The organism is Telluria sp. PB2R4, from assembly GCF_059685695.1.
This window is the reverse complement of sequence record NZ_JCASIC010000006.1, coordinates 243,808-261,325: the sequence shown is the minus strand read 5'-3', so window position 1 is coordinate 261,325 and position 17,518 is coordinate 243,808. Positions and strand designations below refer to the sequence as shown.

Annotated in this window: 12 protein-coding genes; 3 read left to right on the top strand and 9 right to left on the bottom strand. The window is 66.4% G+C overall.

The genetic code is table 11. From position 1 onward, the window contains the following. The first annotated feature begins 532 nt into the window (after window positions 1-532). Window positions 533-2,890 carry a S9 family peptidase gene (locus AC56LU_RS12755; protein WP_497175976.1) on the top strand — a complete coding sequence of 786 codons (2,358 nt, stop codon included), beginning with the start codon at window positions 533-535 and terminating at the stop codon, window positions 2,888-2,890. A gap of 202 nt (window positions 2,891-3,092) precedes the next feature. On the opposite strand, the gene AC56LU_RS12750 is transcribed toward AC56LU_RS12755, so the two are convergent. Both AC56LU_RS12750 and AC56LU_RS12745 read right to left on the bottom strand, forming a co-directional pair. Next, window positions 3,093-4,325: an ArgE/DapE family deacylase gene (locus AC56LU_RS12750; RefSeq protein ID WP_497175975.1), complete on the bottom strand. Its 1,233-nt coding sequence runs from the start codon at window positions 4,323-4,325 to the stop codon at window positions 3,093-3,095. Further along, window positions 4,326-5,570: a urate hydroxylase PuuD gene (locus tag AC56LU_RS12745; RefSeq protein ID WP_497175974.1), complete on the bottom strand. Its 1,245-nt coding sequence runs from the start codon at window positions 5,568-5,570 to the stop codon at window positions 4,326-4,328. A 103-nt stretch (window positions 5,571-5,673) separates the two neighbouring features. Between AC56LU_RS12745 and AC56LU_RS12740 the strand changes: the two genes are divergently transcribed. Then, on the top strand, window positions 5,674-6,612 hold the full coding sequence (locus tag AC56LU_RS12740; RefSeq protein WP_497175973.1) for a LysR substrate-binding domain-containing protein: 939 nt from the start codon (window positions 5,674-5,676) through the stop codon (window positions 6,610-6,612). 85 nt (window positions 6,613-6,697) lie between these two features. After that, a complete protein-coding gene (locus tag AC56LU_RS12735) occupies window positions 6,698-8,461 on the top strand; it encodes an allantoate amidohydrolase (RefSeq protein ID WP_497175972.1) in 1,764 nt (587 codons plus the stop codon). On the opposite strand, the gene AC56LU_RS12730 is transcribed toward AC56LU_RS12735, so the two are convergent. The 7 genes from AC56LU_RS12730 to AC56LU_RS12700 form a co-directional block, all read right to left on the bottom strand. Then, on the bottom strand, window positions 8,414-8,956 hold the full coding sequence (locus AC56LU_RS12730; protein WP_497175971.1) for an MgtC/SapB family protein: 543 nt from the start codon (window positions 8,954-8,956) through the stop codon (window positions 8,414-8,416). The two genes, AC56LU_RS12735 and AC56LU_RS12730, sit on opposite strands and share 48 nt — an antisense overlap. A gap of 67 nt (window positions 8,957-9,023) precedes the next feature. After that, complete coding sequence (locus AC56LU_RS12725) at window positions 9,024-10,262, bottom strand: Zn-dependent hydrolase (protein WP_497175970.1); 1,239 nt, start codon at window positions 10,260-10,262, stop codon at window positions 9,024-9,026. A 14-nt stretch (window positions 10,263-10,276) separates the two neighbouring features. Then, window positions 10,277-11,668 (bottom strand): dihydropyrimidinase, encoded by a 1,392-nt coding sequence (gene hydA, locus AC56LU_RS12720; protein WP_497175969.1) that lies wholly within the window; start codon window positions 11,666-11,668, stop codon window positions 10,277-10,279. 16 nt (window positions 11,669-11,684) lie between these two features. After that, window positions 11,685-13,160, bottom strand: a complete 1,476-nt coding sequence (locus tag AC56LU_RS12715) for an NCS1 family nucleobase:cation symporter-1 (protein WP_497176017.1) — start codon at window positions 13,158-13,160, stop codon at window positions 11,685-11,687. A gap of 169 nt (window positions 13,161-13,329) precedes the next feature. Continuing rightward, window positions 13,330-14,610: an NAD-dependent dihydropyrimidine dehydrogenase subunit PreA gene (preA, locus tag AC56LU_RS12710; protein WP_497175968.1), complete on the bottom strand. Its 1,281-nt coding sequence runs from the start codon at window positions 14,608-14,610 to the stop codon at window positions 13,330-13,332. After that, window positions 14,598-15,974, bottom strand: coding sequence for an NAD(P)-dependent oxidoreductase (locus AC56LU_RS12705; protein WP_497175967.1), 1,377 nt, complete (start codon window positions 15,972-15,974; stop codon window positions 14,598-14,600). The genes preA and AC56LU_RS12705 overlap by 13 nt, the downstream gene beginning before the upstream one ends. 42 nt (window positions 15,975-16,016) lie before the next feature. After that, window positions 16,017-17,510, bottom strand: coding sequence for a CoA-acylating methylmalonate-semialdehyde dehydrogenase (locus AC56LU_RS12700; RefSeq protein ID WP_497175966.1), 1,494 nt, complete (start codon window positions 17,508-17,510; stop codon window positions 16,017-16,019). Window positions 17,511-17,518 lie beyond the last annotated feature (8 nt).

The window sequence follows — 17,518 nt, the reverse complement described above, 5'->3', positions numbered from 1 at the left end:
TATCACGAGGCGAGTATTGTCGACAATTATTCACTCAACGTATCGCTGGAATCACCAATCTAAAGTTTATTTATGGCTCGCGCCTCCTTATACTGCAACGCAACATCGCAGTTTTCACCGGAGATTCCACCATGGTCGCAACCCGCCGCCTCTTTGCCAACGCTGCCGCTGCATTGCGCAGCTTCTCGATCGAGCTCTATGCCGCCCACGGCGGCTGGGCGCCAACCATCCGGGGCTGAACATGACCACGCTCGACACCGTGCTCAGCGTGTGCGCCCTCGCGGCGCTGCTGATTCGCCTGGCATTCTCCCTGCGCCCCTCCAAGCGTGCGCGTCAAGTAGCCTGACCCGCTGCGGCGCAACAGCCGTATTTACATGGCAGCGCCGGTTTCACGTATGTACGTGCCCCGTCGCTTTCATTTTTAGCAGGCTCGTTCTCCGTATCGCCCGCAACGTGAAATGCTGAGCTAGAATGCAAGTCGCATTTTCTGCCAAGAAAGCTCACCCTTTTTCATTCAGCTCCCCATAACACGATGCGTATACCAGCACTCACGATCCTGGCGGCCCTCTTGGCCCTGCCGGCGGCGGCTTCCACGCCCATCACCCTCGACCAGGCCATGGCCCACCCCGACTGGATCGGCACCCCGGCGGAAACCGCCTGGTGGAGCTGGGACAGCAAGCAGGTGTTCTACAAGCAGAAGCGCACCGGCTCGCCGATCCGCGACACCTGGCAGGTCACCCAGGGCGGCAAGGCAAGCCTGGTGAGCGATGCCGACGCCGCCAGGATCGACGGCGCCGACGTCTTCTATAACCCGTCCCAGACCCGCGCCCTGATGCTGCGTAACGGCGACCTGTTCGAGCGCGACCTCAAGACCGGCGCGCTGGTGCAGATCACGCGCGGCGCCGCCAAGCTCGAAGCGCCACAGTATTCCAGCGACGGACGCAGCGTCCACTACCGCATCGGCACCGACTGGTACAGCTGGGACCGCGCCACGAAAGTGGTCGGCCCGGTTGCCCTGCCGCGCGCCGCCAAGGACCCGGCAGTCAACGAGGAAGACGCGCTGCGCGACCAGCAGCTGCGCCTGATCGCCACGCTGAAGCGCCAGAAGGACGAGCGCGATGCGCTGCGCGAGCGCATGAACGAGCAGCGCCGCGTGGACCCGACCCTGCCCCCTGCCCAGATCTACCTGGGCGACAAGGTCGCGATCGAGAGCACCGTGCTGTCGCCGGATGGCCGCTGGCTGCTGGTGGTCACCGCGCCGAAGAACGGCGACAAGGGCCGCGTCGGCAAGATGCCGCGCTACGTCACCGAGTCGGGCTACGAGGAATTCGACGACCAGCGCACCCGCGTCGGCCGCAACATGCCGGCGCCCCATGCACTGAAGCTGGTCGACCTGCGCACCAACAAGGTGCAGGACCTCTCCTTCGACGTGCTGCCGGGCGTGAACGTCGATCCGCTGGCCGAGCTGCGCGCCGCCGCCAGGAAGGAGCCGCTGAAGGGCAACCGCGCGGTGCGCGTGATCGATGGCGCCGATGCGATCGAATGGTCGGCCAACGGCGCCAACGTCGCCGTCATGCTGCGCGCGGTCGACAACAAGGACCGCTGGATCGCCACCGTCGACCTGCAGGGCGCCAAGCTCAAGCCGCTGCACCGCCTGAGCGAGAAGGCGTGGATCAACTACGACAACAACGAATTCGGCTGGCTGCCGGACAACCGCACGCTGTGGTACTTGTCGGAAGAAAGCGGCTATTCGCACCTGTATACCCAGCCGGCCGAGGGTGGCGCGCAGCGCGCCCTCACCTCGGGTAAATGGGAAGCCTCCGACGTGCGCTGGTCGCACGACGGCAGCATGGCCTGGGTGATGTGCAACCGCGCCACGCCTGGTGACTACGAAGTGTGCGCCGTCAACGCCAGGGACGGCGCGATCCGCGAAGTCACCAGCATGGACGGCGTCGAGCGTTTCCGCCTGTCGCCGGACGAGAAGAAGCTGCTGGTGCACTGGTCGAGCAGCTACACCCCGGTGCAGCTGGCCACCGTGCCGGCCAGCGGCGGCGCGGCCGTCAAGCTGACCGACACCCGCACTGCCGAATTCAAGGCGCGCCAGTGGATCGAGCCGCAGTATGTGGCGGTACCCTCGCGCGCCGGCGGCGACCCGGTCTGGGCCAAGCTGTACCGCCCGGCCCAGCTGGAGCCGGGCAAGAAGTACCCGGTGGTGATGTTCGTGCACGGCGCCGGTTACCTGCAGAACGTCAGCAAACGCTACCCGAACTACTTCCGCGAGCAGATGTTCCACAACCTGCTGGTCCAGAAGGGTTACATCGTGCTCGACATGGACTACCGCGCCTCCAAGGGCTACGGCAGGGACTGGCGCAGCGCGATCTACCGCCAGATGGGCCATCCGGAACTGGATGACTACCTCGACGGCGTGCAGTACATGGTGGCGCAGCACCAGGGCGATGCGAAGAACGTGGGCGTGTACGGCGGCAGCTATGGCGGTTTCATGACCTTCATGGCCCTGATGCGCGCACCGGAAACCTTCAAGTCGGGCGCCGCGCTGCGTCCGGTGACCGATTGGGTAACCTACAACCACGAGTACACCGCGAACATCCTGAACACGCCGGACATCGACCCGCAGGCCTACAAGGTCTCGTCGCCGATCGAATACGCCGACAAGCTGCAGGGCCACCTGCTGATCGCGCACGGCATGATCGACGATAACGTGTTCTACCAGGACTCGGTGCGCATGGCGCAGCGCCTGATCGAGCTGAAGAAGGATAACTGGGAACTGGCCAGCTACCCGCTGGAGCGCCATGCCTATGTGCAGCCGGAAGCCTGGTACGACCAGTATCGGCGCATCTACCAGCTGTTCGAGCGGACGCTCAAGCAGTAAGCATCTCAAAGGCGCCTGCGGGCGCCTTTATGTTTTCGTAGGGTGGGCGGCTTGTCCGCCCACGCGGTGATCGCTACCGGCTGAGTCGTCGCGCCGGATGATCCCGCTGCAACCTACCACCGCGTGGGCGGGAAACCCGCCCACCCTAGGTCACACGCTAACGATGGCACCAGGTATTGTAGGAGCGGCAAATCCGTCCGCCCTACGCCAAGAAATCCAGCAGCGTCAGCGCCACCACCTTGGTCGCCTTGCGCAAATCGTCCAGCTGCACATGCTCGTCGGCTTTCTTCGCATTTGATTCCTGCACCGTGCGCGGCCCGGCGCCGTACAGCACCGCCGGGATGCCGCGCTCGCCGTACAGGCGCGCGTCGGCGTACAGCGGCGTGCCCTGCGCCGTGATGTCCTCGCCGAGGATCGCGCGGCCATGGCGCTGCAGGCTCTCCACCAGCTTCTCGGAACCAGGCAGCGGGCGCAGCGCATGCGACAGCAGCAGGCGCCGGATCTCCAGCCGGATGCCGGGCATGCCGGCCACCGCCCCTTCGATCAGCGCGCGCACCTGCGCCTCCACCGCCACCGGGTCTTCTTCGGGAATCATGCGGCGGTCCATCTTCATGACCACCTTGCCCGGCACCACATTGGTATTGGTGCCGCCATCGATGCGGCCGACCAGCATGGTGGGCGAATCGATGCCCGGAACCTGCGACTTGATTTTCTTCAGTTCGGGCAACTGGCCGTAGATCGCGTTCAGGATGCGGGTGGCGGCCTGCAACGCGTCGACCGCGGTTTCCGGCATGGCGCCGTGGCCGGCCTTGCCGTGCACGGTGATCTCCAGCTGCAGGCAGGCGTTGTGGGCGGTGACGATGTTGTAGCTGAAGCCGGCCGCGATCACGTAGTCGGGGCGGGTCAGGCCTTGCTCGAGCAGCCAGCCCGGGCCGAGCAGGCCGCCGAATTCCTCGTCGTAGGTGAAGTGCAGTTCGAGCGCGCCCTTGAGCGGCAGTCCCAGCGCTTCCAGTGCGCGCACCGCGAACACATAGGTGGCGAAATCGCTCTTCGAGACCGCCGTCGCGCGGCCGTACATGGCGCCGTCAATGATCTCGGCGCCGTAGGGCGGCGTGCTCCAGCCCTCGCCCGGCGGCACCACGTCGCCATGCGCGTTCAGCGCCAGGGTCGGGCCGCCCGCGCCGTAGGGCCGGCGCACGATCAGGTTGGTGATGCTCTCCATGCCGTAGTCGCGCACGTCGCGTTCCGGCACCGCGTGCTTCTCGGCGCTCCAGCCATACTGCGCAAGCATGTCGGCCACCGCCTCGGCGTGCGGCGCGTTGTTCCCCGGCGGCGTGTCGGTGGGGATGCGGACCACCTGCTGCAGGAAGCCGACCTGCTCGTCGAAGTGCGCGTCGATCCATTGCAGGAGCTGTTGCTGTCGTTGATCGTCCATTTAGTTCGTTCCAGTTTTTGCGCCGGCTTCGAACCAGGCGCCGACCTGCGCCCGTTCGGCATCGGTCATGTGGGTGAGGTTCGCCAGCGGCATGGCCTTGAGCTGCACGGTCTGCTGGTAGATGCGCTGCGCGTTCTGGCTCACGAGTTCGGGGGTGTGCAGCGCCACGCCGGCCGGCGCCGTGGCGAAGCCGGGCTGGGTCGGCTGCTGGGCATGGCAGGACACGCAGCGCTGGTCGATGATGGTGCGCACCTGGGCGAAGCGGGCCGCATCGTCCTCAGTTCCCCTACCTTCGGCCTGCGCCGGGGCCTGCACAGGCGGCTTGGGTGCGATCGCGAAAGCCAGCACCGCGAGCAGCGCCACGCCCGCCGCCGGATACTTCCACTCGACGCGGCCCTTGTGGCGCAGGTTGAAGAAGTGGCGGATCAGCACGCCCGCCGCCATGATCACGCCCAGCACCGCCCACGCATAGTCGTGGCGGTAGGTCATCGCGTAGTGGTTGCTGATCATGATGAACAGCACCGGCAGCGTGAAGTAATTGTTGTGGACGCTGCGCTGCTTGGCCTTGATACCGTGGATGGGGTCGGGCTGTCCGCCCGCCATCATGGCATCGACCATCTTGCGCTGGCCGGGAATGATCAGCATCGCCACGTTCGCCACCATCATGGTGCCGATCATCGCGCCCACGTGCAGGTAGGCGGCGCGGCCGCTGAGCAGCTGGGTCAGCACATAGCTGCTGGCCACCAGGAAGGCGAAGATGGTCAGGCCGAAGGCCAGGTCGTGCTTGCCGAGCGGGGAGCGGCACAGCAGGTCGTAGACGATCCAGCCGATGACGAGGCTGGCCAGGCCGATGCCCACCGCCTGCCAGCTGCTGAGATCCGCCACGCTGCGGTCGACCATCATCGCCTGCGCATTCAGGTAATACACGATGACGAGCAGGGCGAAGCCGGAAATCCAGGTGGAATAGGCTTCCCACTTGAACCAGTGGAGTTCGCTGGGCAGCTCGGCGGGCGCCACCAGGTATTTCTGCGGGTTGTAGAAGCCGCCGCCGTGCACCGCCCACAGCTCGCCGGACACGCCCTTCTTCGCCAGCTCGGATCCCGGCGCGGGCGGCCGGATCGTGTTGTCGAGCCAGACGAAATAGAAGGAGGCGCCGATCCAGGCGATGCCGGTGATGATGTGCAGCCAGCGCACCAGCATGTTGAACCACTCCAGGGCATATGGCCCAAGATATCCGAAGTCCATGCAGCTTCCCAGTATTGTGTATCCCTCGACAATAACGTGATTTCAATTTCTGCAACATGAAATCTAGCGTATATTCAACATATCTGTATTGATATACGCTCCCATGTCCAGCCTGCCCCAGCACCTCGACCTGCACCTGATCCGCATCCTCTACCTGCTGCTGCAGGAGAAGAACGTCTCGCGCGTGGCGCTCAAGCTGAACCAGCCGCAGCCTTCGATCTCGGCCTCGCTGCGCAAGCTCCGCGAGCTGACCGGCGACCCGCTGCTGGTGCGCGGCGCGCGCGGCATGGTGCCGACCCAGCACGGCGAGAGCCTGCTCAAGCCGGCCAAGCGCATCCTGGACGAAACCGAGAGCCTGTTCGTGCGCAAGTCGCCCTTCGTGCCCGAGGAAGCAGCGCGCACCTTCCACATCGCCGCGCCCGACTACCTCGACACGCAGTTCCTGCCGGGCGTGGTGGCGTCCTTGCGGCGCGGTTCGCCCAACAGCAAGATCGTGATCCACAGCCTGGGGCCGGGCATGGATTACCTGCGCATGCTGTCCGACGGCGAGATGGACCTGGTGATCGCCAACTGGGACGAACCGCCGGCCCACCTGCACATGTCGAAGCTGTTCGAAGACCCGATCACCTGCACCATGCGCGCCGACAGCCCGTACGCCAAGCGCACGGCAGTCGACGCGATGACGGTCGAGGACTACCTGTCGCTGCCGCACGTGGCGCCATCACAGATGCTGCCGGGTTACCACGGCGTGATCGACGCCCACCTCGACCGGCTGGGCATGCAGCGCAAGGTGGCGGTCGAGTCGCCCTACTTCGGCGTGATCCCCTACATGCTGACCCAGACCGACCTGGTGCTGACGACCGGACGCCAGTTCATCCGCTTCTACGAACGCACGCTGCCGCTCAAGAGCTTCACGGTGCCGATCAAGTTTCCGCCGATGCGCTTCTACCAGCTGTGGCACCAGCGCGTGCACCAGTCGACCGAGCACAAATGGCTGCGCGACCAGGTGAGCGCGGCGGCGCGCGCGCTGGTTGCCAAGTAGCGCAATACCGCCTATGCGCCCGGGCGTATAAGCTGGAAGGCTTGCAGCATTTATCATCATTGATTCCAATGAGGCGATGCAGACCATGACCACCCTGTCGGACCTGAATACCTTCGAGCCCGGCGCCTTCGTCGAGGCGCTGCGCGGCATCTACGAACATTCCCCCTGGATCGCGGAGCGCGCCGCCGGCCTGCGTCCCTTCGCCAGCGTGGCCGCGCTCAAACAGGCCTTGCAGGCGGTCGTGACGCAGGCGACAGAGGCCGAACGGTTGTCGCTGCTGCGCGCCCATCCGGAACTGGCCGGCAAGGCGGCGATCGCCGGCGAGCTGACGGCAGAATCGACGGGCGAGCAGGCGGCGTCCGGGCTGAACCTGTGCAGCGCGGAGGAATACGCGCTGCTGCACGCACTGAACGCGCAATACAATGAAAAATTCGGCTTTCCCTTCCTCCTGGCGGTGAAGGGGCCGACCGGGCGCGGCCTGACCCGCACGGCCATCATCGCCACCTTCACGCGCCGCCTCGGGAATACGCGCGGGGACGAACTGCATGAATGCCTGCGCCAGGTGCACCGCATCGCCGAGATCCGCCTCAACGACCTGCTCGATGTGCGGCACCGCTTCGGTCCGCAGGTGATGGACTGGGCCGAGGCCTTGGGGGCCATCAGCGACAGCCCGGAGAACCTGACCTGCGCCTACATGACGCCCGCCCACCAGCGCACCGCCGGCCAGCTGCGCGACTGGATGCGCGAATCCGGCATGGAAGCGCATATCGACACGGTCGGCAACGTGGTCGGACGTTACGCCGCGTCCGAAGTGGATGCGAAGACGCTCATCACCGGTTCGCATTACGACACCGTGCGCAACGGCGGCAAATACGACGGCCGGCTCGGGATCCTGCTGCCGATCGCCCTGGTGCGCTACCTGAACGAGCGCGGCGAGCGCCTGCCCTTCCATCTCGAGGTCATCGGCTTCGCCGAAGAAGAAGGCGTACGCTTTCGCAGCACCTTCCTGGGCAGCAGCGCGGTCACCGGCCGTTTCGATCCTGTTCTCCTCGATCAGCAGGACAGCGAAGGCGTCAGCATGCGCACGGCCCTGGCCGCTGCCGGCCACGATCCGGCAGGTATCAAGGCGATCGCACGCGACCCCGCTTCTCTGCTGGGCTTTATCGAAGTCCACATCGAACAGGGACCGGTACTGCTGGAGCGCGGCCTGCCGGTCGGCGTGGTCACCGCAATCGCGGGGAGCTCGCGCTACCTGGTCGAACTCGCGGGCGTGGCCAGCCATGCGGGCACCACGCCGATGGGCATGCGCCGCGATGCCGCCGCGGCGGCCGCCGAGATCGTGCTGCTGGTCGAAGCGCGCTGCGGCGGGCGCGGCTCGCTGGTCGGCACGGTCGGCCAGCTCGAGGTGCCGTCCGGATCGGTCAACGTGATTCCGGGCCGGTGCCGCCTGTCGCTCGACATCCGCGCCGCCAGCGACGAGGAACGCCTGGCGGCGGTGGACGACATCCTGGCCGGGGTTAAGCAAATCTGCGCGCGGCGCGGCATCGATGAAAAGCTGTGGAAGCTGGTGGAAGCGGACGCCGCACCCTGCGCGCCAGGCCTGATGGACCGGCTGGGTGCGGCCATCGAAGCCGCCGGCCTGCCGCGCTTCGACCTGCTGTCGGGCGCCGGGCACGACGCCATGGAAATGGCGAAGTTCACCGAGGTGGCGATGCTGTTCACGCGCTGCGGCAACGGCGGCATCAGCCACAATCCGCTCGAGACCATGACGGCCGACGATGCGGAGGTGGCCGGCGACGTACTACTCGGCTTTCTCCGTGGTTTCGGTGGAGCGTCCCTCCACGGATAAGGGCTCCGCCTTCGCGGGAAGCAGTTCCTTCTTTGGCGTCAGGCGTAGCAGCGCCAGGATGGCAAGGGCAAACAGCGCACTCAGAACTGCCGTGGCTTCGCGCCCCATACCGGCTGCGATGCCGACGGCCGCAGTCAACCACACGCTGGCGGCGGTGGTGACGCCTTTCACATCATCGTGCTTCGTGTGCTTGAGGATGGCTCCCGCGCCGATGAAGCCAATGCCTGCGGTGACGCCTTGCAGCACGCGCGACAGGTCGCTGATCTCCATTCCTGCCTGCAGCGGGATCAGGACGAACAGTGCGGCGCCGAGCGACACCAGCATGTGGGTGCGCAGGCCGGCCGAGGCGCCGACCGACTCCCGCTCGTAGCCGAGCATTCCACCCAGGACCACCGCCACCAGCAGGCGCAGCACGATGCGCGTGATGTCCTCCGGACTGCCAAGGTCCGAGAATTCCTGCTGGATTGTCAGCCAGCTCCGTTCCATCCACTCCATGCCGCTCCTCCCGAGATAACCCGGGAATAATGCCAGCTAAACAAGAACGGCGGCGCTCTCCTGCCCCTCACTCCGCCACGCCCGCCCGCGCCAGCATCGCATGCAACAACACATTGCAGCCCGCTTCCAGGTGGGCCGGCTGCGCATCTTCGATCTCGTTGTGGCTGATGCCGTCCTTGCAGGGCACGAAGATCATGCCGGCAGGGGCCACGCGCGCCGCGTAGATGGCGTCGTGGCCGGCGCCCGAGACCACGTCCATGGTCGAGTAGCCGAGCTTGTCGGTGGCGGCCCGCACGGCGTTGACGCAGTCGGGGTGGAAGGGGCATGGCGGGTAATAGGACACCCGCTCGATGGCGATCGACAGGCCGCTGTCCTCCTGTGTCTTTTTCACGAAGGCGAGCATCTCTTCGTGCATCGTATTCAGCAGTTCGTCGTTCACGTTGCGCAGGTCGATGCTGAATTTCACCTGGCCCGGGATCACGTTGCGGCTGTTCGGGAACACCTGCACCATTCCGACAGTCCCGCGTCCGTAGGGCGGGTAGCGGTTCGCGATCCGCACGGTCTCCTGCATGATGGCGGTGGCCACCTGCAGCGCGTCGCGCCGCAGCCCCATCGGCGTCGGACCGGCGTGGGCTTCCATGCCCGTCACGGTGCAGTCGTACCAGGACAGGCCCATCACGGCCGGCACCACGCCGATCACCTTGTCGGCGTCTTCCAGCACCGGCCCTTGCTCGATGTGGGTCTCGAAGTAGGCGCCGATCGGGTGCTTGCCCGGCACCTGGTCGCCCAGGTAGCCGATGCGCTCCAGTTCATCTCGCACGCACTTGCCCTCGGTATCGACGGCGGCGTAGGCCGTCTCCAGGCTGAAGGCGCCGCAGAACACGCCGGAGCCCATCATCACCGGCACGAAGCGCGAGCCTTCCTCGTTGGTCCAGAAGGCGACTTCGATCGGCGCCTCGGTCTGGACGTTGCGCTCGTTCAGGGTGCGCACCACTTCCAGACCGGCCAGCACGCCGTAGTTGCCGTCGAACTTGCCGCCCGTGGGCTGGGTGTCGACGTGGCTGCCGGTGACGATCGGCAGTGCAGATGCGTTACGCCCCGCACGGCGCATGAAGACGTTGCCGATCTGGTCGACCGTGACTTCCAGTCCCGCTTCGCGTCCCCAGCGGACGACCAGGTCGCGGCCCTGGCGATCGAGGTCGGTCAGGGCCAGGCGCTTGACGCCGCCCTTCTCGGTGGCGCCGATCGCGGCCAGCTCCATCAGCGACTTCCACAGGCGGTCGCCATTGATCCTGAGTTCGTTCATGTTCATCCCCTTCTTCAAGCCACGGTAGCGGAAAAAGCGGGACGCTCGATGTAGCGCCCTGCCCCGGCTTCGGCACGCAGGTCGCCGCGCGCAAATACCAGTTTTCCGGCAGCCACCGTGTGGGTCGGAATGCCGCGCACGGTGCGGCCTTCGAACACGTTGAAGCCACCCTTCGAATGCTGGGTCTGTGCCGAAATGGTGCGGGTCCCAATCGGGTCCCAGACCACGATGTCGGCATCGGCCCCGGCGGCAACCAAGCCCTTGCGCGGGTAGATGTTGAAGATCTGCGCCGCATTGGTGGAGGTGACGCGCACGAATTCCGAGGGCGTGAGCAGACCGGTGTTGACGCCGGCATCCCAGACCACGGCCATGCGCTCCTCGACCCCGCCGCAGCCGTTCGGAATCCGCGTGAAATCGTCCTTGCCGGCCGCCTTCTGCTCGGCACAGAAGGTGCAGTGGTCGGTGGCGGTGGTGTGCAGGTTCCCGCCCTGCAGGCCCTGCCACAGCGCCTGCTGGTGGTGCCGGCTGCGGAAGGGCGGGCTCATGACGTGGGCGCGCGCGAATGCCGGGTCCGGATTGCGGTAGACGCTGTCGTCGATCACCAGGTGGCCGGCCAGCGCTTCGCCGTACACGCGCTGCCCTTTGGCGCGCGCCCGTGTAATGGCTTCCAGCGATTCGGCGCAGGACACGTGCACGATGTAGACCGGGGTGCCGAGCACGCCCGCGATGGCGATGGCGCGGTTGGCGGCCTCCGCCTCCACTTCCGGCGGGCGCGAGAGCGGGTGCGCCTCGGCGCCGCGAATTCCTTTTGCCAGCAGCTCCTGCTGCAGCTGGTAGACGAGCTCGCCGTTCTCGGCGTGCACGGTCGGGATCGCACCGAGTTCGAGGGCGCGGCGGAAGCTCTTCACCAGGGTTTCGTCGTCGGCCATGATCGCGTTCTTGTAGGCCATGAAGTGCTTGAAGCTGTTCACCCCATGCTCGCGCACCAGCACGCCCATTTCCTCGTGCACCGACGGGTCCCACCAGGTGACCGCCACGTGGAAGGTGTAGTCGCCGGCCGACTTCTCCGCCCAGCCGCGCCAGGTGTGGAAGGCCTCGAGCAGCGACTGCTTCGGGTCGGGGATGACGAAATCCATGATGGTGGTGGTGCCGCCGGCCAGGCCGGCCGCGGTGCCGGTGAAGAAGTCGTCGGCCGTGACGGTGCCCATGAAGGGCAGCTGCATGTGGGTGTGGGTGTCGATCCCACCCGGCATCACGTACTGGCCACCGGCGTCGACCACCGTGGCGCCCGCCGGCGCCTCGAGCTTCTCGCCCACCGCCGCAATCTTGTCGCCCACGCAAAGCACATCGGCGCGGAACGCGCGGTCGGCGTTCACGACGGTACCGCCACGTATCAACGTAGTCATGCTAACTCCCCCTGTCTTAGGAATGCCGCGCCGCCAGGACTGGAACGCGATGGCCTTTCATCATGGCCCCATAGACGACAGCCGCGATGGCGACGCCGACGAACCATGCATAGGTATAGATGGACTTGAACACCTCGGCAACATCCGGGAACGCGGCCGGGAAGGCGGCATTCAGGAAGCCCGGGATGTTGGGCAGCACCCCGAGGACGAAAGCGGCGATCGCCGCCACGTTCCAGCCGTTCCTGTACGAATAGATGCCGTCGTCGCGGTACAGTTGGGCGACGTCGAGCTCCGTCTTGCGTACGAGGTAGTAATCGACGATCAGGATGCCGGCGATCGGTCCGAGCAGCGCGGAGTAGCCCACCAGCCAGGTGAAGATGTAGTTCTGGGTCGTCTCCAGGATCTTCCAGGGCATCATCACCAGCGCCAGTCCGGCCGTGATGTAGCCGCCGAGCCGATAGCTGATCTTGCGCGGCGCCAGCGCCGAGAAGTCGTAGGCCGGGCCGACCAGGTTGGCGGCCAGGTTGACGCTGACGGTATCGACCAGCAGCACGATCAGCGCCACCAGTACCGCCGCCCCTTCCATGCGGCTGGCCAGGTCGACCGGGTCCCACAGCGCCTTGCCATACAAGACCACGGTGGCCGAGGTGACGATCACCGCCAGGGCGGCCAGCAAGCCCATCGGCACCGGCAGGCCCACGGTCTGGCCGATGACCTGGTCGCGCTGGGTCCTGGCGAAGCGGGTGAAGTCGGGGATGTTGAGCGCCAGCGTGGCCCAGAAGCCGATCATGGCGGTGAGCGAGGGCCAGAACACCTGCCAGAACTGCCCTTCCTTGGGGCCGCCCGGCACGAAGGCCGAGGGTCGGTCGAGCAGCGGGCCGAAACCGCCGGCGCGTTCGTACACCCACCACAGCAAGACGAAGCAGATGGCGATCTTCAGCGGTGCGGTCCAGGTCTCGAGCTTGCGGATCGACTCGATGCCGTGCACGATGAAATAGAGCTGGATTGCCCAGAAGGCCAGGAAGCACAGCAGCTGCGCAAGGTTGATGCCGAGGCCCGCGATGGGATCGCCGCCGATCGGCGCACCGTTCATCACCCCCAGCAGCGTGTAGATCATGCTGCCGCCGAACCAGGTCTGGATGCCGTACCAGCCGCAGGCGACAATGGCGCGCATCAGGGCAGGCAGCTTGGCGCCGCTGGTGCCGAAGGAGCTGCGCGCCAGCACCGCGTAGGGGATGCCGTACTTGGTGCCGGCGTGGCCGATCAGGAGCATCGGCACCAGCACGATGGCGTTGGCGAGAAAGACCGTCCACACGGCCTGCCAGGCCGACATGCCCGACTCGATCAGGCTGCTCGAAAGCGTGTAGGCAGGGATGCACATCACCATCCCGACCCACAACGCGGCGAAGTGGTACCAGCGCCAGGTGCGCTGTTCCGGGCCGGTGGGGGCCAGGTCGTGGTTCCAGAGTTCGGAGCTTGCGTTCTGTTGCATGGTCACGGTCGGACTCTCCTCATCGCTTGCGAATGGTGCAAGCGAGTGTAGCGCAATCGTAAGTACGTTTGTTTTTCGTAGGGTGGACGGCTATGCCGTCCGCGCATTCAACACACGCCCGCGTGATCGCAACTGTGATTTGAACGCGCGGGCGGGAGACCCGCCCACCCTACGCAATAACGGGTTCTGCGCGGGGATTCCGCGGATCCTGCGTCCAGTTCATATAAGGCTTGCCGCTCTCCTGCGGCACCATGGTGATGCAGGCCTCCACCGGACAGGTGATCTCGCACAGGTTGCAGCCCACGCACTCGGCGTCCTTCACCTCGTAGCGGCGCTTGCCCAGGTCGTCCACCAAGCGCGCGACGGCCTGGTGCGAGGTGTCCTCGCAGGCCACGTAGCACTTGCCGCACCCGATGCAGGTGTCCTGGTCGATCCGGGCGATCACGTGGTAGTTCATGTCCAGGTACTTCCAGTCGGTGGTGTTGCGCACCGCCTTGCGCGAGAACGCCGCGATATTGGGGTAACCCTGGCTGTCCATCCAGCGCGACAGGCCGTCCTTCATCTCCTCGACGATCCGGAAACCGTGCAGCATCGCGGCCGTGCACACCTGCACGCTGCCCGCGCCGAGCGCGATGAACTCGGCCGCGTCGCGCCAGCTGCCGATGCCGCCGATGCCGGAGATCGGCAGCGCGGCGGTGAGCGGATCGCGCGCGATCTCGGCCACCATGTTCAGGGCGATCGGCTTGACCGCCGAGCCGCAATACCCGCCGTGGGTGCTGGCGCCGCCCACGATCGGGAATGCGACCATGCGGTCGAGGTCCAGGTGGGTGATCGAATTGACGGTGTTGATCAGGGACACCGCATCCGCGCCGCCGGCCAGCGCCGCGCGTGCCGGTTGGCGCACGTCGGTGATGTTCGGGGTCAGCTTGACGATGACGGGCAGGCGCGTGTGCTTCTTGCACCAGGCGGTCACCATTTGAACGTACTCCGGCACCTGTCCCACCGCCGCGCCCATGCCGCGCTCCGGCATCCCATGCGGGCAGCCGAAGTTCAGTTCGATGCCGTCGGCGCCGGTCGCCTCGACCAGCGGCAGGATCGCGGCCCACGGCGCTTCCTCGCAGGGCAGCATCAGCGAGACGATCAGGGCTCGGTCCGGCCAGTCCTTCTTGACCTGGGTGATCTCCTGCAGGTTGATTTCCAGGCTGCGGTCGGTGATCAGCTCGATGTTGTTGAAGCCGATGACCTCGCGGTTCTTGCCGTAGTGGGCCGAGTAGCGCGACGACACGTTGACCGCCGGTGGGTCTTCGCCCAGGGTCTTCCACACCACCCCGCCCCATCCCGCCTCGAAGGCACGCACCACGTTGTAGGCCTTGTCGGTCGGCGGCGCGGAGGCCAGCCAGAACGGGTTCGGGCTCTTGATACCGCAGAAGTCGATGCTCAGGTCGGCCATGCTGCCTCCGCTTTGGCTTGGATGTCTTCGTGGATGGCCAAGGCGGCCAGTTTGCCGTGCTGGACCGCCTGCACCGTCAGGTCCTGCCCTGGGGCGACGCAGTCGCCGCCCGCATAAATACCAGGGAGCGCGGTGCGGAAGCGCCCGTCGATCCGGATGCGCTCGCCCTCCCGTGACAGTTCCCGCGCCAGCGGCTCGGTGAAGCCCTCTTCGCTCATGCCCTGGCCGATGGCTTTGAACACGGCGTCGGCCGCGATCTCGATGAAGCCGCCTGTGCGCACCAGGCGGCCGTCTTCCATGCGGGTCTGCTCGAAGCGCATGCCGGTCACCCGCCCCGCCTCGTCGAGCAGCACCTCGAGCGGCGCGGCCCAGGTGCGGATGCGGACGAAATTCGCCTTGGCGATCTCGATCTCGTGGCCGGTCGCGCTCATCGCCTCCAGGCCGCGCCGGTACACCAGGGTCACGTCCTCGGCGCCGAGGCGCTTGATCTGCACCGCCATGTCGATGGCGGTGTTGCCGGCGCCGATGACCACCGCACGGCGCGGCACCGGCAGTTTAGATAAGTCGCTGGCCTGGCGAAGCGCGGCGATGTAGTCGATCGCCGCCATCAAGCCGGGTGCATCCTCGCCAGTCAGGCCGAGGGCGCGGCTGGCCTGCAAACCGAGGCCGAGGAAAACCGCGTCGTAGCGCGTATGCAGCTCGGCCAGGCTCAGGTTCTCGCCAAGCTTGCGGCCGTATTCGATGTGGATGCCGCCGATCGACAGCAGGAATTCCACTTCGCGTTCGGCGAAGTCGCCCGGGAGCTTGTACTTGGCGATGCCGTATTCGTTCAGGCCGCCCGCCTTCGGGCGCGCTTCGTACACCACCACGTCGTTGCCCAGCATCGCCAGGCGGTGCGCGCAGGACAGCCCGGCGGGGCCGGCGCCCACCACCGCGATCACCTTGCCGGTGGATGGCGCACGCCCGAACGGATGGCCGTCGAAGCGTGCATGGTCGATCGCATAGCGCTGCAGCAGCCCGATGCGCACCGGCTCGCGCTCGGCCGGATTGTTGCGCACGCAGGAATCCTCGCACAGGATCTCGGTGGGGCAGACCCGGGCGCAGCTGCCCCCGAAGATGTTGGCCTTCAGGATGCCGGCTGCCGCACCAGTGACGTTGCCGTCGTGGATATTCTTGATGAAGCCGGCGACGTCGATGCCGGTCGGGCAGGCGTTCATGCAGGGGGCGTCGTAGCAGTACAGGCAGCGCGCCGCCTCGACGGCGGCCTGGCGCGCGCTGAGCGGCGGCGCCAGGTCGGTAAACTGCGCGGTCAGCTCGCCATTCGACCCTGCTGCGGGCGGCAGGTGCTGGAGTGATTCGATCATGGGCATCCCTGTTGTGTTGTTGAACCGGGCTTAGTTCATTGATTACTTCATCTGCGGGAAGGCGAACTGCGGCCCGCTGCTTGCACTGTCAGGCCAGCGTTCCATCACCGCCTTGTGGCGGGTATAGAAGCGCACGCCTTCGGGCCCATAGGCGTGGTGATCGCCGAACAAGCTGCGCTTCCAGCCGCCGAAGCTGTTGAAGGCCATCGGCACCGGCAGCGGCACGTTCACGCCCACCATGCCGACCTCGATCTGGCGCACGAACTCGCGCGCCACGCCGCCGTCACGCGTGAAGATGGCGACGCCGTTGCCGTATTCATTGGCGTTGATGAGTTCCACCGCGCGGCCCACGTCCGGCAGGCGCACCACGCACAGCACCGGGCCGAAGATCTCTTCCTGGTAGATCGTCATGTCGGGGGTGACGTGGTCGAACAGGGTGCCGCCGACAAAAAAGCCGTTCGGGCAGCCATCGACGCGGTAGCCGCGGCCGTCGACCACCAGGCTTGCGCCCTGCTCCACGCCCTGGCCGATCAGGCGCTCGATGCGCTCCTTGGCGGCGCTGCTGACCACCGGGCCCATTTCGGCGTCCCGGGCCATGCCGTCGTTGACCTTGAGTTTCGCGGTGCGCTCCGCCAGCGCTGCCACCAGCTTGTCGCCCGCATCGCCGATCGCCACCGCCACCGAAATCGCCATGCAGCGCTCGCCGGCGGAGCCGTAGGCCGCGCCGACCAGGGCGTCGACCGCCATCTCCAGGTCGGCGTCCGGCATCACCACCATGTGGTTCTTGGCGCCGCCCAGGGCCTGCACGCGCTTGCCCTTGCTTGATCCGCGCGTGTAGATGTATTCGGCGATCGGGGTCGAGCCCACGAAGCTGATGGCCTGGATATCCGGGTGGTCCAGCAGCGCGTCGACCGCCACCTTGTCGCCCTGGACCACGTTGAACACGCCGTCCGGCAACCCGGCTTCCTTCAGCAGCTGCGCATGCAGCAAGGCGGGCGACGGGTCGCGCTCGGACGGCTTCAACACAAAGGTATTGCCGCACGCGATCGCCACCGGGAACATCCACATCGGCACCATCACCGGAAAATTGAACGGCGTGATGCCGGCCACCACGCCGAGCGGCTGGCGCATCGACCAGGCGTCGATCCCGCGCGCGATCTGGTCGGTGAACTCGCCCTTGAGCATCTGCGGGATGCCGACCGCGAACTCGACGACCTCGATGCCGCGCGCCACTTCGCCTTGCGCGTCGGCGAAGGTCTTGCCGTGCTCGCGCACCACCATGGTGGCGAAGTCATCGAGGTGCTGCTGGCACAGCTGCAGGTATTTGAACAGGACGCGCGCGCGCGCCAGCGGCGGGGTGGCGGCCCAGGCCGGGAAGGCTTGCAGGGCCGCCGCGACGGCTGCATCGATATCACGCGGCTCGGCCAGCGCCACCCGCGCGCAAGGCTCGCCGCGCGCCGGGTTGAAGACGTCGGCCTGGCGCGTGCCTTCCGCGTGCGCCAGCTGGCCGTTGATGAAGTGCGAAATGATGTCCATGACTCTGT